Annotated in this window: 14 protein-coding genes and 2 tRNA genes; 4 read left to right on the forward strand and 12 right to left on the reverse strand. The window is 46.6% G+C overall.

Annotation, left to right across the window (positions count from 1 at the left end; all coding sequences use genetic code 11):
- Positions 1-133: 133 nt before the first annotated feature.
- Genes FSB84_RS01990 through FSB84_RS02000 form a run of 3 tightly spaced genes read right to left on the reverse strand, consistent with a single transcriptional unit; the run spans position 134 to position 2,663 of the window.
- Positions 134-364, reverse strand: a complete 231-nt coding sequence (locus tag FSB84_RS01990) for a hypothetical protein (protein ID WP_130543151.1) — start codon at positions 362-364, stop codon at positions 134-136.
- A 56-nt stretch (positions 365-420) separates the two neighbouring features.
- Positions 421-1,173, reverse strand: coding sequence for a tRNA pseudouridine(38-40) synthase TruA (truA, locus tag FSB84_RS01995; RefSeq protein WP_130543150.1), 753 nt, complete (start codon positions 1,171-1,173; stop codon positions 421-423).
- A gap of 29 nt (positions 1,174-1,202) precedes the next feature.
- On the reverse strand, positions 1,203-2,663 hold the full coding sequence (locus tag FSB84_RS02000; protein ID WP_130543149.1) for a hypothetical protein: 1,461 nt from the start codon (positions 2,661-2,663) through the stop codon (positions 1,203-1,205).
- 123 nt (positions 2,664-2,786) lie between these two features.
- Between FSB84_RS02000 and FSB84_RS02005 the strand changes: the two genes are divergently transcribed.
- Positions 2,787-5,300 carry a M1 family metallopeptidase gene (locus FSB84_RS02005; RefSeq protein WP_130543148.1) on the forward strand — a complete coding sequence of 838 codons (2,514 nt, stop codon included), beginning with the start codon at positions 2,787-2,789 and terminating at the stop codon, positions 5,298-5,300.
- 317 nt (positions 5,301-5,617) lie between these two features.
- Here FSB84_RS02005 and FSB84_RS02010 read toward each other — a convergent pair whose 3' ends face one another.
- The 4 genes from FSB84_RS02010 to FSB84_RS02025 form a co-directional block, all read right to left on the reverse strand.
- A complete protein-coding gene (locus FSB84_RS02010; RefSeq protein ID WP_158643747.1) occupies positions 5,618-6,589 on the reverse strand; it encodes a TPM domain-containing protein in 972 nt (323 codons plus the stop codon).
- A gap of 64 nt (positions 6,590-6,653) precedes the next feature.
- Entirely contained in the window at positions 6,654-7,433 is a 780-nt protein-coding gene (locus FSB84_RS02015) for a TPM domain-containing protein (RefSeq protein WP_130543146.1), read from the reverse strand.
- 12 nt (positions 7,434-7,445) lie between these two features.
- Positions 7,446-7,907 carry a TPM domain-containing protein gene (locus FSB84_RS02020; protein ID WP_130543145.1) on the reverse strand — a complete coding sequence of 154 codons (462 nt, stop codon included), beginning with the start codon at positions 7,905-7,907 and terminating at the stop codon, positions 7,446-7,448.
- Positions 7,908-7,926: 19 nt separating this feature from the next.
- Positions 7,927-8,517 (reverse strand): LemA family protein, encoded by a 591-nt coding sequence (locus FSB84_RS02025; RefSeq protein WP_130543144.1) that lies wholly within the window; start codon positions 8,515-8,517, stop codon positions 7,927-7,929.
- A gap of 157 nt (positions 8,518-8,674) precedes the next feature.
- Between FSB84_RS02025 and FSB84_RS02030 the strand changes: the two genes are divergently transcribed.
- Complete coding sequence (locus tag FSB84_RS02030) at positions 8,675-9,769, forward strand: PQQ-dependent sugar dehydrogenase (RefSeq protein WP_130543143.1); 1,095 nt, start codon at positions 8,675-8,677, stop codon at positions 9,767-9,769.
- A gap of 104 nt (positions 9,770-9,873) precedes the next feature.
- Here the strand turns inward: FSB84_RS02030 and FSB84_RS02035 are convergent, their stop codons facing one another.
- Positions 9,874-11,070, reverse strand: a complete 1,197-nt coding sequence (locus tag FSB84_RS02035) for a phosphoglycerate kinase (RefSeq protein WP_130543142.1) — start codon at positions 11,068-11,070, stop codon at positions 9,874-9,876.
- Positions 11,071-11,172: 102 nt separating this feature from the next.
- Complete coding sequence (gap, locus tag FSB84_RS02040) at positions 11,173-12,186, reverse strand: type I glyceraldehyde-3-phosphate dehydrogenase (protein ID WP_130543141.1); 1,014 nt, start codon at positions 12,184-12,186, stop codon at positions 11,173-11,175.
- Positions 12,187-12,397: 211 nt separating this feature from the next.
- Between gap and FSB84_RS02045 the strand changes: the two genes are divergently transcribed.
- Positions 12,398-12,469 (forward strand) — tRNA-Glu (locus tag FSB84_RS02045).
- A 91-nt stretch (positions 12,470-12,560) separates the two neighbouring features.
- Here FSB84_RS02045 and FSB84_RS02050 read toward each other — a convergent pair.
- Positions 12,561-13,745 (reverse strand): ATP-binding protein, encoded by a 1,185-nt coding sequence (locus FSB84_RS02050; RefSeq protein ID WP_130543140.1) that lies wholly within the window; start codon positions 13,743-13,745, stop codon positions 12,561-12,563.
- Positions 13,746-13,952: 207 nt separating this feature from the next.
- On the opposite strand from FSB84_RS02050, the gene FSB84_RS02055 reads away from it, so the two are divergent.
- Positions 13,953-14,024 (forward strand) — tRNA-Glu (locus FSB84_RS02055).
- Positions 14,025-14,096: 72 nt separating this feature from the next.
- Here the strand turns inward: FSB84_RS02055 and FSB84_RS02060 are convergent.
- Positions 14,097-15,410, reverse strand: coding sequence for a MutS-related protein (locus tag FSB84_RS02060; protein ID WP_130543139.1), 1,314 nt, complete (start codon positions 15,408-15,410; stop codon positions 14,097-14,099).
- Complete coding sequence (locus tag FSB84_RS02065) at positions 15,403-16,728, reverse strand: MutS-related protein (protein WP_130543138.1); 1,326 nt, start codon at positions 16,726-16,728, stop codon at positions 15,403-15,405. Before FSB84_RS02065 ends, FSB84_RS02060 begins: the two co-directional genes overlap by 8 nt.
- Between the last annotated feature and the right edge of the window lie 19 nt (positions 16,729-16,747).

The following is a 16,747-nucleotide window of genomic DNA, read 5'->3' on the forward strand; positions in this document are numbered from 1 at the left end:
TTTCTCACTCTCTTTTTCTTCTTTTCTATCGGGGGTGCGAAGGTAGCAGAGTTTGTATTTCTCACCAAACTTTTTATTATCTTTTTGCTACTTTTTTTTCGCTCTGTCTGATTAGTAAAGGGGAAAGAACTGTTCACTTTTTGAAGCGGGGTGCGAAGGTAGAGCGTTTATCATTTACCACCAAAACTTTTCTCATTTTTCCGCTCTCTTTTTTTTCTTCTACCTTTTTCAACCATGCAAAGAACTCAATCACTTTTAAACGGCTTTCTCTCTTCTTCTCTCTTTCTCTATCCGTTTTTCTCAAGCGGGGTGCAAAGATAAGCGTGTTTTGTTTTCTACCAAATCTTTTCAAAACTATTTTCATACCATCATCTGAAACTCAATACTGTAGCAGGTTTCAAAGAAAATATTTTTTGTCGCTTATTCCAGTTTTCCAAAATATCCATCGGGATATTCCACCTTTACTAACAGTAACCCATGACCGGGAACGGAAAAATCAGCACCTGTACAATCCTTCGCTTCTATAACTCTTCTCAATTCATCCAGCGTTATCTTTCCCCTCCCCGCTTTCAACATCGTTCCTGTTAATCCCCTCACCATTCCACGCAGGAACCTGTTTGCCTTTACTCTATATACAAGTGTATCCTCCCTCCTTACCCACTCACTGTATTTGATACTGCAATTGAATGTCTTTACCTGTGTATTCCTCTTACTGAAACTGGTGAAATCTGTATACTCTTTTATTATACCCGCAGCCTGTTGCAATACATCTTCATTTACTGTATATGGAAAGAAATAAGCGCGGTCTGCAATAAAGGGATCTTTTGCGCGGTATACGGTGTATTCATATTCCCTGGCAATGGCATCAAAACGGCAATGGGCATTATAGGGCATTTGCCGGATGCTGTGAATGGCGATATCCCCGGGGAGGATCGCATTTAAATTATAGATCGCGCGGTCAGGCACATTGAACTCCGCATCAAACTGGAAGAAGTTCTGCCGGGCATGCACGCCGGAATCGGTGCGGGAGGATCCTGTCAGGGGCACATGCTGCCTGAAATACACAGCCAGCGCTTTTTCCACTTCACTCTGGATGGTGAGCACATCGTCCTGCACCTGGAATCCTGCATAGCGGGTTCCTTTATAACTTACTTCAATGAAGTATCGGGCCATTATAATAGAGATTATCTGTTCAAACCGGGTCAGTCTTTGATCCTGACAAGCGTTTTAAAGCGGGCAATGTACGTTTCTTCGGTCAATAATGAGATGAGAGAACGGAATTCACTGGTATCTGCAGTAAAAGGATAGCACTGCTCAAAGAACCTGTACTGCGCCTCATCATTCATGAACAACTCGGAAAGGGCCCTGATCTGGCGGGTATAGATGCATTTGGATTTGAAAAGCTTTTTGGTACTCGCGAGCTTGCTATCGAGCGTAGGCTCATCCAGGATCTTCACACGCAGTTTATCGATATCGTTGTCAGTGGCGAAATTGGAACAATCGGAATTGATCATCACCATCTTCTTTTTATCTGTTTCAGGTTCTGCAGCGGTCTCTTTCTTTACAGCAGTTGTGCCGGAGGCTGCCACAACAGTATTCGCCGGTGCAGGCGTTTCTGCCGTATTGGGTAGAACTTTTACTGAAGTATCAGGAGCGGGATTTGATTTCGTCTGCGCTACTTCGCCCGGCCTGGTAACGGTCTGCTCACCTGCGAGGCTCTTAATTGTATCAGGATCGGCATCGATGATCACGGAAATAGTATCAACGCGGCCGGCGGAGCTGTCTGTAAACACCATACTTCTCCCTTTGGGCAGGATATAGTCTTTCACCATCGTCACCGTTGGTTTGGGTGCAGTATACACGAGGATAGGACCGGCCTCAACGGCCACTGCCGAATCTTTCACGGCGGTGAGCCCATTTGCAGCCATGGTGGAATCTTTTGTCTCAACTGCAATAGCAATGGCTGAATCCGCTACCACTACTGCAGAATCGACCATCACCTCTCCGCTATTGACTGCCATAGCTCCCTTCAGGGTATCGGCAACAGAATGCTGAACCAGTGCGGAATCCACGGTGGCCCCGATAGCATTGGCAGCCATTGCGGTGCTGTCTGTCACCCCTGCAATAGCACTGTCTTTTATTATAGTTGTATTCGCCGGAGCGGGAGCAGCATTGGCAAATACTTCCTGTTTTCCGGGAAGATCTTTTACTGAAGCCACATAAAGCACGGCGGAATCGTTCACAACGGCGGCCATCAAACTGGTGAAAGCGTCATCTTTCTTCCTTTCTCCATACCAGTTTACTTCAACGGCCTGACCGGCACGGGTGGATAACCGTTCTCCATTATCCCAGTTCACCAGCGTCCAGTTCTGATCGCCGGCGGGCTTCAGGGTAAAGCCAAGATCTTTCCGGTTGAAAGTGACCAGGAAGTTCTGTTCGGGATATTTGTTGCGGGGAAATCCTACCGATACCTGGTATGTACTATCGCCCAGCCCATGCACTACCAGGTTGCCCGCAGCGCTGGAGCTCCAGGTTTTATTGGACATGCGCACATAAAAAGGCTGTTTGTCCTCCGTTTGGATACACAGGAAATAACGATCCTGGGCTGAGAGCTGCACAGCAGAGAACAGATAAATAATTATGGCTAAAACAGTTCGCATCATAATGCGGTATGGATTGCTGATAAGCAAATCTACTTATTTGCAATTACCTTGCCGCCACTTGTACAGTTTTTTAGTAATATTAAGAAAGGCAGACTCTATCTTTACGCCACTTAAATTTTCATCATGAAGAAATTCCTTATTGGAGTATTAGCCCTCGCTACCGCGCAACAGCTTGCTGCGCAGGACCACGAGGCAGAAGCTCAGGACACATCCTGGAAGAAGGAGTACCGTGGAAGCTATACGATCATCAATGACCTGGTCCATACCAAAGTGGACGCGAAATTCGACTACGACAAATCCTACATGTACGGAAAAGTATGGATCACGCTCAAACCGCATTTCTATCCCACCGATTCACTTACCCTGGACGCAAAGGGAATGGATATCCATAAAGTGGCCCTGGTGAAAGGCAGCTCCACCACTCCGCTCAAATTCGGGTACGATGGCTGGAACCTGACTATCAACCTGGACAAAACCTACAAAAACAACGAAACCTATACCATCTATATAGATTATACGGCCAAGCCCAATGAAGTGAAAGTGCAGGGCAGTGCAGCCATTACAGATGCGAAAGGTCTTTACTTCATCAATCCAAAAGGCGAGGAAAAAGATAAACCCACACAGATCTGGACCCAGGGCGAAACCGAAGCCACTTCTGTTTGGTGCCCCACCATCGACAAGCCAAACATGAAGACCACACAGGAAACCATCATGACGGTTCCTGCCAAATTTGTGACCCTCTCCAACGGTAAAATGATCAGCTCCAAAAAGAATGCTGATGGCACCCGTACAGACCACTGGAAAATGGACCTCCCCCATGCTCCCTATCTTTTCTTCATGGGCGTGGGCGATTATGCCGTGATCAAAGACAGCTGGAAAGGGAAAGAAGTGAACTACTATGTGGAACATGAATTTGCTCCCGTTGCCAAAAAGATCTTCGGCAATACTCCGGAGATGATGACCTTCTTCTCAAAGATCACCGGCCTGGATTATCCCTGGGTAAAATATTCGCAGATGACTGCGCGCGACTATGTGAGCGGTGCCATGGAAAACACCACGGCAACCCTTCACCAGGAAAGCGCACAGCAGGATGCACGCGAACTGATCGATGGCAATGGCTGGGAAAGCACCATCGCACACGAGCTGTTCCACCACTGGTTTGGTGATTATGTTACCGCCGAAAGCTGGAGCAACCTCACCGTGAACGAATCTTTCGCCAACTACAGCGAAACACTGTGGGACGAATACAAATATGGAAAAGATGCCGGCGATGCCCAGAACTACAATGATATGGCGGGTTACCTGCAAAGCGGAAGCGAGAAGAAAGATCTCGTTCGTTTCCACTACCCCGACAAAGAATCCATGTTCGATGCCGTTAGTTACAACAAAGGCGGCCGCATCCTGCATATGCTTCGCAATTATGTAGGGAACGATGCATTCAACAAAGCCCTCAATGTATACCTCACAGAAAACAAATTCCAGGCTGCTGAAGCGCATAACCTTCGTCTGGCATTCGAAAAAGTGACTGGTCAGGACCTCAACTGGTTCTTTAACCAATGGTATTTCGGCGATGGCCATCCTTTGCTGGATATCGATTACCTGTACAACGAGAATGCAAAGACCGTTCAGGTGATCATCAAACAAACACAGAAAACAGGAAAAGTATTCATCCTGCCGATCGCTATCGATGTTTATAATGGCGCTAAAAAAACACGCCACAATGTTTGGGTGAAAAATGCAGTGGACACTTTCACATTCTCCTACACCAGCAGACCTGAACTGGTGAATGTGGATGGCGACAAGATCCTGCTGGCCATCAAGAAAGACAACAAGACGCTGGATAATTATATACACCAGTACAAATATGCCGGGCTGTACCTGGACCGTCGTGAAGCCATTGAGTTTGCACAAAAGAACCAGGACAATTCCAAAGCACAGGAATTACTGAAACTGGCTTTGAAAGATAAGTACCACGGACTGCGCATACTCACGGCCACCAGACTGGATTTCAAGAACAGCGCGCTCAAATCCGCTGTTGAACCGATCCTGGCCGACCTGGCAAAGACAGATCCCAAATCAACCGTTCGCGCAGCTGCCATCTCAGCGCTCGTCAACTATGATAACGCAGCTTACAATGCTATCTACGCGAAAGGCATTACCGATTCTTCTTACAGCGTAGCAGGTGCATCACTGGAAAACCTGTCGAAGAAAGATAAGGCCGCTGCCCTCGCTGCTGCGAAGAAGATCGCCTCCGGCGGAAAGCTGAAAGGCGCCATGACTGAATCTGTACTGAAAGTACTGGCCCAGTCCGGCGACGAAAGTTCCTTTGAACTGGTAGCAAATACTTTCGATGAAATGCCTTTGTCCAATGCCAAGTTCAACCTCCTGCCTCCTTTTGCCGAGTACCTCGGTAATGTGAGCAATACTGCCAACTTCAAAAAAGGCATTGATGCCATTATCAAATTCAGGGAAGTGCTGAAGCCTTACGGTTATGAGCAAGTGGTGAACAATTTCCTGATGAATGCCACTCTGAAGAAGAAAGAAGCTGCCCTGGCAGCTGCCTCCGATAAGAAAGCGCTGCAGGAGCAGATCGATTACCTGAAAACACAGGTTCAGGGAGAAAAGAAAGGATTCTAATCTTTTTAATACTCATTATAAAAGCCTGGCTGACAGACCGTTAGCCGGGCTTTTTTATTTTTGGATGATTTAATCAAATGATTACCAAGCAATTGGAAGCGCCGGATGGTACCTTAGTTGCTGCTGAATGGGGGATTAGTTGCTGCTGAGTGGTACTCAGAGGTATGCGGGGGTGTAGTCTGAGACTAGTATGGGAGTAGTCTGAAAGTAGTACGAAAGTAGTATGATAGTAGTGAAATACTGGCTTTTTAAACGGGGAGAGTACTGAGATAGTACTGAGACAGTAGTATGAAGGTAGTGAAAGGGGCTCTTCGAATTTACCAATCACCACTTGATCCGCCTCCGCCGCTATCGCCGCCGGAATCACCTCCGCTGCTGCCACCATCGAAACCTCCGAAGTCGGAACTTCCTGAACTGTAATCATTGCTGCTGCCAGTGTTCCAGCTGCCGGCATTGTTATCGTTATTATCGGTTTTGTTGGAATTACTGAACCATTGATGGAGTAACCAGCCGGCAAATAATCCTCCAAAGAGGGAAGTTCCTGCTGACCGGGTGTTATCATATGAGCGATAACCACCACCGGAGTAAACCCCTCCGCTGTTCCTGTTTTTCATTATTGCAGAAAAGATAGCGATACCAAAGATCAATATTATAAACACAATGGCTACACGAAAACCGGAACCCAAACCGGAATTGGTTTCGCCCACATGAGTATTCTGAGTTGCGTAGTCGTAGGATGTGGGCGTTGGCACACTACCCTGTAAACTTTCGGTTGCACTTGCGTGCTGTACTGTGTCTGGAAAGGATCTTATCGCTAATTCCATCAATGAGTTGGTGGCTTTATCCAGTCCTTCAAAATATCTGGATCCTTTGAAAGATGGGCCGATATCTTCTTTGATGATGCGTGCGGCTTCTTCATTGGTAACAACTGATTCCAGGCCGTATCCCACTTCGATCCTGATCTTCCTGTCTTTAATGGCAGCGAGTATCAGCAGTCCATTATTCTCATACTTTTGTCCGATTCCCCAGTTATTGAAAAGCTTGTTGGCAGTTTCTTCCAGGTTGCGGCCATTGAGGGAAGGGATCAATACCACTGCGATCTGGGTGGATGTTCTGTTATCGAAATCCACCAGTTTCTTTTCCAGTTTTTGTCTTTCTGCTTTCGACAACGCATGCACATGATCGTTCACCAGTTGTCTGGGCCTGTTTTCGATAATGGAATCCAGGTCCTGTGCAAACGCGTGGAGGCTGCAAAACAAAACTGCAATAATTGTAAACAACCGTTTCATATAAACAGTTATTGGTTCATAAAGGTCTAAAAAAAGCGGGACCATACGATCCCGCCTGAATAATTTACCAGCTGCCGCTTGCGCCGCCACCGCCGCCGCTTCCTCCGCCGAAGCCTCCGAAGCCGCCGCCTCCACCGGACCAGCCGCCACCGCCGCCGCCTGACCAGCCTCCGCCACCACCGGGCCAGAAGATGGTAGGACCAACGCCACGATAGCCCCTGCGACTCATAAAGCCGCCACCGCCGCCGCCGCCAATGCTGCTGATTATTATAATAAAGATGATGATCCCAATGATTCCAATGATACCGTTGTTATTCTTCTTGCCGCGTTTATTATAATCCTTGGGCGCTTTGTATTCGCCTGCTGCCGCTTTGATCAGCGATGCGGCCGCTGCGGAAAGTCCCTGGTAATAATCGCTGCTCCGGAAATTGGGTGCGATATCATTACGGATGATCTGACTGGCTGTGATATCCGGGATAGCGCCTTCAAGGCCATATCCCACTTCGATCCTCACCTGACGGTCATCAATAGCCGCTAAGATCAGGATACCGTTATTGGTTTTCTTGTTACCGATTCCCCATCCCCGCAGGATCTTCAGGCCTGTTTCTTCAATGGGGTGATTATCGCCCAATGTTTTCACCAGCACTACTGCAATCTGGTTGGATGTGGAGTCGTCGTAGGCAACCAGTGTTCTTTCCAGGTTCTGTTTCTCCTCTTCGGAGAGCACGCCTGCATAATCATTTACCAGTTTGGTGGGCTTTGTCTGGATGATCTTTTCAATATCCTGGGCCCAACCAGTGGCAATGATCAACAGAAAGGAAAGTAAAAAAAGAAATCGCTTCATCTGTATACTGGTTTACCTGCCGAAGACAATATCATCCGGCAATTCATTTTTATCATTGTCCCTGTCGTACGGGAAGTGTGTATGCAATGCATCGCCTACATCCGTTACTACCTGCACCACTGCATCAGCAACATGGTTCTCTTTGAAATGACGACGCATGGCCGTGACTTCATTGTTCCAGAACACGTCGCCTACTTTGCGATGGATGCCGCCATCGGCGAGGATAGCAAACTGATGATCTTTCACCGCCAGGTAAACGAGTACTGCGTTGTGATCATCTGTCTGGTCCATTTTCAGTCCCAGGAAGATCTCAGTAGCCCTGTCCAGCGGATCTACGTAGCGGCAACGGCTTTCCACGAACACGCGTACTTCGCCGCTTGTTCTGCGTTCTGCTTCTTTGATCGCATCAGTGATTCGCTGTTGTTCTTCTGGCGTGAAGAAAACAGGTTTTCGGAAGAAAGAAAATAATGCCATGTAAGTAGTTCAGGGTTGATTAGAATTTTACTTCTGGCGCTCTTTCTGCTCCGGGATCGGCTTTGAAAGGTTCTTTCACGCGGAAACCGAACATACCTGCAAAGAGGTTATTGGGGAATCTGCGGATGGTTGTATTGTAACCCTGAACGGCAGTATTGAAATCGTTACGGGAAACTTTGATACGGTTCTCTGTGCCTTCCAGTTGTTTTTGCAGGTCCATGAAATTCTGGTTGGCCTTCAGGTCAGGGTACCTTTCAACGGTCACCAGCAGTCTGCTGAGTGCGCTGCTTACTTCGCCCTGTGCCTGTTGGAATTTCTCCAGATTTTCAGGAGTGAGATTGTCTGCATTCACCTGCACGGAAGTGGCTTTAGCTCTTGCCTCGATCACTTTGGTGAGGGTTTCCTGCTCAAAGTTGGCATATCCCTTCACGGTATTCACCAGGTTGGGGATCAGGTCTGCACGACGCTGGTAGTCACTCTGAACGTTTGCCCATTTTGCCTTCACATCTTCATCGAGCTTGATCATATTGTTATAGCCATTGCAACCGCAACCGCCGAGAATGAGAATGATGAAAACTACAATGATGAGAACAAGATTACGGGATTTCATTTTGTATAATATTTGATTACGTATTAAAATTAACAATTTTGGATCAAGGTCAAATTAAAATCTGATAAGCATTTTGGGGTATCCCCCTCCGGGAGCCGCCAACCTTCTGCGGCACAGTTTTCGTATCATTAGTATATCACTCTTCAATATTATTACAATGAAACCATCCTTTTTGCTCCTGCTGCTTACGCTGCTTACGATGCTTGCCTGCAAGCGAGATAATGATCCTCCTCAAAATCCTGTGGCATTGACAGACAAGGTGTTGGCGGAAAATCTCCGGTTGCCCTGGGAAATACTCTGGGGACCTGATAATCATATCTGGATGACAGAGCGCGGCGGGCGCATCAGCCGCGTGAACCCGGCTACCGGCGCGGTTTCTCCGTTGCTTACCATCAGCGAGGTGGTGGAACAGGGCGAAGGCGGGCTGCTGGGCATGGCCCTTCATCCGGATTTCAATGCCAACCCGCAGGTGTTTATTGCCTATAATTATGATAATGGTGGTTACAGGGAAAAGATCGTTCGTTACAATTACAGCAATGGTAGTCTGACCAATGCCGTTACCATCCTTGACAATCTTGCAGCTGCGCGTAACCATAACGGTTGCAGGCTTGTATTCGGTCCCGATAAAAAACTGTACATCAGTACAGGCGATGCAGAGAACCAAAGTTCTGCGCAAAATACATCTTCCCTCAATGGAAAGATCCTCCGGATAGAAACCGATGGCAGCATTCCATCCGATAATCCTATTGCCGGCAGCGCAATCTGGAGTACCGGGCATCGTAATGCGCAGGGACTGGTGTGGCATAACAATATTTTGTACAGTTCCGAACATGGACCCAGTAATGATGATGAGATCAATATCATCCAGAAAGGAAGGAATTACGGATGGCCGAATGTGCATGGCTTCTGCAATACCAGTGCAGAACAAACTTTCTGTGCAGCCAACAATGTGGCGGAGCCGCTGCAGGTTTGGACTCCTACTATTGCTACCTGCGGATTGGAATTCTATAATAAGGATCGTATTCCGCAGTGGAAGAATTCATTACTGCTTTGCACGCTCAAAGGCAGTACACTGTATCAGCTGGAGCTCAACAATGCAGGTACCAGTATAACCAATACCGTTACTTTCCTGGCAAATAAGTACGGTAGGCTAAGAGATATTTGTATTTCACCGGAAGGTAAAGTGTATGTGTGTACGAGTAATACGAACAATGATAAGATAATAGAGATAGACAGAACAGAAACGGAATAATCAGGGTGTGCCCAGTCACTCGCCGGGAGGCGAGCGATTGGCGGCAGCGAAATAAAAAAGTGCAGCCTGTGAAAGCTGCACTTCAATTTTTTATGGAAAGATAATTACGCTTTCACAGCAGCGATGCCGGGAAGCTCTTTTCCTTCAAAGTATTCCAGCATGGCGCCGCCGCCTGTGGATACATAACTTACTTTATCGGTGAATCCGAACTGGTTCACAGCGGCAACAGAATCGCCACCACCTACGAGTGAGAAAGCACCGTCCTGCGTTGCTTCCGCCACTGCAGTAGCGATGGTTTTGGTTCCGTGCTGGAATTTCTCCATTTCGAATACGCCCATGGGGCCGTTCCAGAGAATGGTTTTCGATTGTTTGATCACGTTAGTGAACTGCTCACAGGCATTGGGGCCGATGTCCAGTCCCATCCAGCCGTCTGGGATATTATTGCTGGGTGCTCCGGAGGTTTCTGCGTTGGCGTCGAACTTGTCTGCGATGGTAGAATCGGAAGGCAGGTGGATGCGAACACCTTTCGCTTCTGCTTTTTTCAGGAGATCCCTTGCTGTTTGCAGGCGATCATCTTCACAAAGTGAATTACCGATCTTGCCGCCCTGTGCTTTCTCGAAGGTATAGGCCATCCCGCCGCCGATGATGATATCGGTAGCGCGTTCCAGGAGATTTTCAATGATGAGGATCTTGTCAGACACTTTTGCGCCGCCGATGATGGCGGTGAAAGGTTTTTGTGCCTGGTGGAGTACTTTTTCCGCGCTGGCTACTTCGCCTTCCATGAGGAGGCCGAACATCCTTTTGTCTTTGGGGAAGAATTGCGCGATCACTGCTGTGGAAGCGTGGGCGCGGTGTGCGGTGCCGAAGGCATCGTTCACATATACATCGCCGAGTGCCGCGAGTTTTTTAGCGAAGCCTTCATCACCTTTCTCTTCTTCTTTGTAGAAGCGAAGATTTTCGAGGAGGAGGACTTCGCCTGGTTTCAGCATGTTGGCTGTCAGCACAGCCTGTTCACCGATGCAGTCGTTGGCAAACAGTACAGGCGTTCCACCGAGGATGTCTGAGAGATGTTTTACCAGGTGCTTCAGTGAATATTTATCAGAAGGACCGTCTTTCGGTCTGCCGAGATGGCTCATGAGGATCACGCTGCCACCATCTTTCAGGATCTTCTGGATGGTAGGTACAGCGGCTTTCATGCGGGTATCGTCGGTAATCTGAAATTCTGCATTGAGGGGTACGTTGAAGTCTACGCGCACCAATGCTTTAAGTCCTTTGAAGTTGAATTGGCTGAATGTTGACATATTTTCTTTTTAAGAGAAGAAAAAAGGAACCACAACAAAGCAGGCGTCATGCAAATCATGTACCTGCCTGTTGTGGTTCGAATATGTTAAAAACGAGAGAGATTATTTGCTGATGAGGCCAGCGAAATATTTCACGGTACGAACGAGCTGGCTAACATAGCTCATTTCGTTATCGTACCAGCTCACTACGCGAACGAGTTGGGTATCGCCAACAGTTTGTACGCGTGTTTGAGTAGCGTCGAACAGTGATCCGAAGTGGATACCGATGATATCGCTGCTCACGATCTCGTCTTCAGTGTAACCGAAGCTTTCGTTTGAAGCTGCTTTCATAGCGGCGTTCAGTTCATCAACGGTAGTTTTCTTATTGAGGACAGCGGTAACCTCAGTGAGAGAGCCGGTGAGAACGGGAACACGCTGAGCGGAGCCGTCGAGTTTTCCTTTCAGGTTAGGCAGAACCAGGCCGATGGCTTTGGCTGCGCCAGTGCTGTTGGGAACGATGTTCTGAGCTGCTGCGCGTGCGCGGCGCAGATCACCTTTGGGGTGAGGGGCGTCCTGAGTATTCTGATCGTTCGTGTAGGCATGGATGGTAGTCATGAGACCATTCACGATACCGAATTGTTTGTCCAGTACATCAGCCATTGGCGCGAGGCAGTTGGTGGTGCAGGAAGCACAGCTGATGATGGTTTCAGAACCGTCGAGAATATTGTGGTTAACGTTGAACACGATTGTTTTGAGATCGCCTGTAGCGGGTGCAGAGATCACAACTTTTTTGGCGCCTGCAGTGATGTGAGCGGCAGCTTTGTCTTTATCAGTGAAGAAGCCAGTGCACTCGAGAACCACGTCCACACCGTGTTGTCCCCAGGGAATATCGGCAGGATTCTTTTGAGCATAGATCTTCACTTCGTCACCATTCACTATAATGGAGTTCTCAGTGGATTTAACTTCAGCGTCGAATCGTCCCTGAGCGCTGTCGTACTTCAGGAGGTGAGCCAATACTTTGGGACTGGTGAGGTCATTGATAGCAACAACGTCGATCCCTTCCATTTTGTAGATTTGGCGATAAACCAAACGGCCGATACGGCCAAAACCATTGATCGCCACTTTAACAGTACTCATTGTGAGGTGAAATTTTAATGGTGAAAAAATGCGGAGCGAAGTTAAAGATTTGCAGTCAATTACATTAAGATTTCGAGGAAATGCAGCGCGAGTAAGCCTTCGCAAGATTTTGAAATGATTTGAAAGCGGTATGGTTGAAAATTTTCTACATTTTTTTACTTTTTATTTGGCTGAAATGGCCTCCCCCCCTATCTTTGCACTCCCTTACAACGCCGCGTTCGTCTAAGGGTTAGGACACCACCCTTTCACGGTGGTGATACGGGTTCGAATCCCGTACGCGGTACAGGTTAAAAGTCGCTCCGAGAGCGACTTTTGTTGTTTTATGAATTAATAAACTCTGTTTTAGAATACATCCGCTTACAATAAATCAAGGATCAAAATAAATCTACTGGTTTTATTTGCAGAAAATCCTGCCAGGGGTATCCAGCATTCCCAACCAACAAAACTTTATCGGGATTAAATGCTTTTTTAAACGCAGACATTCCGGAAGAAGTTTGCGCAACACCACTTTTTACTTCAATCGCAATAACTTTCCCTTTTTTTTCCAATACAAAATCCACCTCTTCATTTCTCTCCCTCCAATAATAAAGCGAAAATCCATCTGTTATCGAATGATTGATCAAATGAGCGCCAATAGCGGATTCAACAATTCTCCCCCAATCACCAGGTCTGATGAGTATATCATTGAACAAATCATTGCTATTGGCACTGATCAATGCCGTATTATGAACCTGAAATTTAGGACTCGAAGATCGTTTGTGAATGAGGTTAGTTGAATATTTTTCAATGCCAGCTAACAACCCTGCTGTATTTAACAAGTCCAGGTAATGTGACAGCGTAGTGGTATTTCCTGCATCTTGTAATTGCCCCATCATTTTGGTAAAAGATAATATCTGACCAGAATACATACACCCCAGTTCAAAAAGACGCTTCATCAATGCAGGCTTATCAATCCTGGTCAGCATTAGTATGTCGCGGGAAATACTCGATTCAATAAGAGATTGCTGAACATAAGATTTCCATCGTTGTTCCTCGTTAATCAATGAAGCAGAACCGGGATAACCTCCAAACCAGGCGTATTGATTACTATTCCAATCAAATGCCTGCTGCATTTCCAGAAAAGACCAATGCCCCATATAGGTAGTTTCAAATCGTCCCGCCAAAGACTCAGTAAGTCCTTGCTGTAACAATAGACGAGATGATCCCAACAATATTACTTTTAGTCCTCTGTTAGAACGAGTATCGTTGTCCCATAAAAGTTTTACTGTTTCGCTCCAGTTACTTATTTTTTGGATTTCATCAATAACCACCAGAAACTCCTGTGACTCTTCCTGATCCATTCTTAAGCGTGCAATTTCCCACTGCTGTTCCAGCCAAACACTATTAGATGCAGCCACGGCATCTGCCGAAGCAAAATGGCTAGGCAGCTTGATTTTTTGCAGCAATTGCCCAATCAGAGTCGTTTTGCCTACCTGACGCGGACCAAAAAGCACCTGAATAAATCTCCGCGGCTCTTGCACTCTACTTGCAATCACTTGTAAATGAGGACGTTCGAACATTTTTTACAAATTACTCAACGTATTGAGTAAAGTTACTCAAACTTTGAGTTGATTAAGCAGGTTTTCCAAAAATTGATTAAGAATGGTTGATAAGTGAAAGAGGTGCAGGAAATCCTTCTTGCTGATCAACAGATGATTTTCTCATTGCTTTTCTAAAAAGAATTTCTGATTATTTCTCTTTCTCCTATATTTGCACCCCCTTACAACGCCGCGTTCGTCTAAGGGTTAGGACACCACCCTTTCACGGTGGTGATACGGGTTCGAATCCCGTACGCGGTACAAGCACGGGCTGATCCACCAGGATCAGCCCGTTTTCCTTTTTTAATCAACGCCAGCAAACCTGGCTGTTCTCTATGCATTCAGCAATCCCAATATCCCCTCATTATTTATGATCACCATTCCCTGCCGGTCTTCAGTAATGCCACGCTCCAGCTTGTACGGATAACGCGGGCGCAAGCCTTCCATAATTGTTGGCATATATACAAATTGAATATTGCTTTTCCCCTGTAACGCTGCCCCTACCTCTATGATATGTGTAGATACGATAAAGAGACAATTGGAATAATCCGCAAACCCTTCCGTAACTGCCAGCGTACCATCATAGGCATCCTTTACATTAGTGCCCTTGAAAAGCTCATCAAACATCAGCAATAGCCGCTTGCCACTGGCAGCGGCCACTGCTGCCTGTTTTACCCGAACCACCTCTGCATAAAAATGGCTATACCCCAATCCGATATTATCTGCTACATTGATACTCGAATACAATCCTTCCCTTACAGAAAATTCCATACTGGCTGCCGATACAGGGAAACCCATATGAGCCAGATAGAAGTTGATGCCGATAGCCTTCATCAATGTAGATTTACCAGCCATATTAGCACCTGTCAAGAACAATACATTGGAAGCACCATCCATTTTCAGATCATTGCCTACAGCTTTGTCTACACAAGGGTGCGCTAAATTCTTTGCTTCGAGTTTGTTTGCAGATGCAGACAATGCTTTCGCATAATGGAAGCCTTTAGCAGCTGCTGTATTACCTACAGTGATATTCACATCCAGTTCACTGATGAATTGCAGTACAGCCACCAGCTTATCTTTCATTCGGCCTTTCAGCAGGAACTCATACCCCGCAAGCGTTTTCACAGGAAGCGCCTGGTAGATATCGATCAAACGCAACTTTTCCAGCTCCGGCGTTTCCAGCATTTCTTTGATTGCAAGGAAACGATCTTTATAAGGGCTCTCAATTTTTGAAAGAGGCTCAACAAACTGAAAACATTTATTCACCGTAACAATAGTGGCCTGCAACCCCTGCATCATTTTTTTAAAGCGCTCATCGCGGGTAATGGAAGAAAGTATCTTTTTGATCAGTGTGACTGTAAAGACCAATGCCTGATTCTTACTGGCTTCCGTATCTACATATTCACGCATAATGGTCAACTGGGAAGTATCGAATGGGAAAGCCAGTTGTTGTTCCTGAAAGAAACGAAACACACTGCTCCGTTCATTGATAGCATCTGCATCCTGTAAAGGATTACGGAACATCTGATCCAGCAGTTGTTCGCCACCACGGGTCTTTACCTGATTGAATAAACCATACACGGATCCCTGCCGGAACTTCCCCAGAATATTCAGTTCTTCGATTGTTTGTTTGTCGTTGTTAAACATGGGCCGTTGAAATTTGAGTGCTTTCTTTTTTTCCTGTTGCCAGAATGTCCAGTATGCCTTCATTGCGAATGATGATCATTCCGTGGCGGTCGTCGGTAATACCCGATTCCAGTTGATAAGTGTATGCTGGTACATTACCGTTCATACGGGTGGGCAGGTAACGGAAGTCTATATTATTGGTTGCTTGCAGTTGATCGCCTGCTTCAACGATATGTGATGAGACGATGAACATACTATTTCGTTTACGGGCAAATCCTTTGATCACTGCAACTGTGGCTTCGTGCGCATCTTTTACATTGGTGCCCCTGAACAGTTCATCAAAGAGTATAAAGAAGGAACCGTCGCCGTCTAATTCCTGCGCCATTTTTTTCACGCGCAACACTTCTACATAAAAATGGCTGGCGCCGATGCCGAGGTTGTCAGGAAGATTGATGGTAGTGTAAATTCCATCCAGCACAGAAAATTCCATGGAGGCCGCTGCTACCGGGAAGCCCATGTGTGCGATATAGAGTGCGGTGCTCAGCGAACGCAGGAAAGTTGATTTGCCGGCCATGTTGGCGCCTGTGAGGAAAAGCACATTTTTAGCATCGTGCATGTGCAGATCATTCGGCACGGGTTTTTTCAGGGAAGGATGGTACACGCCTTCCAGGTTCAAAACTGCTTTACCTTTTTCCAGGGCTTTGGGAAAAACGAATTTCCGTTCGACGGCAGTCTTTGCAACGGACATATACACGTCCAGCTGATAAATGGCTTCCAGCAATTGCTTCACTTTATCAGTTTGTGCTACGCGGAACAACGCATCAAAAGCAGTAACGGCACTATAAGACATCCTTCCTTTTTCTGATTCTTTCAATACTGGCTCAAACACCGGGGCCGTAATCAGCTTCAATATGCTTTCGCGTTCCTCAGTGTACGCATCGATCCTTTTTAATTCCGGTTGGTCCATAAAAGAAAACGTTACCCGGAATACTTCAATGATGGCGCCGACCCCGCTCTGGATTTCCTTTTCGCCCAGTGCCACCTGGTTTCCTTTAGCCTTGATTTCGGTTTCAGTATAGCTCAGGTATTTTTCGGCAGTATCGAAAACGGAAGTATGATAAGGAAACCGGATGTTCAAACGGGCGAAGTGCTCAATGATACTACTTCTCCGGTTGATGGCCTGCTTGTCTGAAAGAGGGTGACGGAACATTTCACTCAGCAGTGTTTCACCTCCGCGCGTATGTACATGATTATAGATATCGATGATACCGCCCCCGTTCTTTTTTCCAAATAGTTCCAGGTCACTGATGGTCTGCTCATCTGTTCGCAGTAGTTTCATTGCATTATTTTTATCTGAT

This window comes from Pseudobacter ginsenosidimutans (genome assembly GCF_007970185.1).
Classification (GTDB): Bacteria; Bacteroidota; Bacteroidia; order Chitinophagales; family Chitinophagaceae; genus Pseudobacter; species Pseudobacter ginsenosidimutans.